Source organism: Helicobacter sp. MIT 05-5294 (assembly GCF_000765675.1).
GTDB lineage: Bacteria > Campylobacterota > Campylobacteria > Campylobacterales > Helicobacteraceae > Helicobacter_D.
In genome coordinates this window covers 1-416 of the sequence record NZ_JRPA02000091.1, presented here as the reverse complement: position 1 = coordinate 416, position 416 = coordinate 1, and the positions used below count along the sequence as shown (strand labels likewise).

The following is a 416-nucleotide window of genomic DNA, read 5'->3' as shown; positions in this document are numbered from 1 at the left end:
AATACCCAAAATCCTAAGCAAGATTCCGCAAAAGCGCGAATCCATAATCATTTAGCTTATAAATTAGGCAATGCAATGATTTTAAACGCACGAAGTTTTCTAGGTTGGGCGCGAATGCTTTATGTGCTTAGCTTCATTAAAGAATCTCACAAAGAAGAACAGCGCAAATATCAAGCAAAAATTGCAAAGAATCCTAGCTTGAAGCTTCCGCCTTTGGAATCTTATGCGGATTATCAAGAAGCTATCAAAGAGAAGCAATGTTTCACTTATAGGCTTGGTGAGGCTTTAATGGAAGCCAATAAAGCACAAGTGAGTAGGCGAATATTTGCATATTTGCGATTCTTTTTCTTTGAAGTGCCAAAGCTAAAAAGAGAATTTAAAAATAAGAAACGAGAGAAATAGCAATCCATAATGTA

At 36.1% G+C, this 416-nt stretch carries 1 pseudogene; it reads left to right on the top strand.

Features of this window, described 5'->3' with window-relative positions:
• A pseudogene (locus LS69_RS10710) lies at positions 1-402 on the top strand (sugar transferase); the annotation flags it as partial.
• Positions 403-416: the final 14 nt, after the last annotated feature.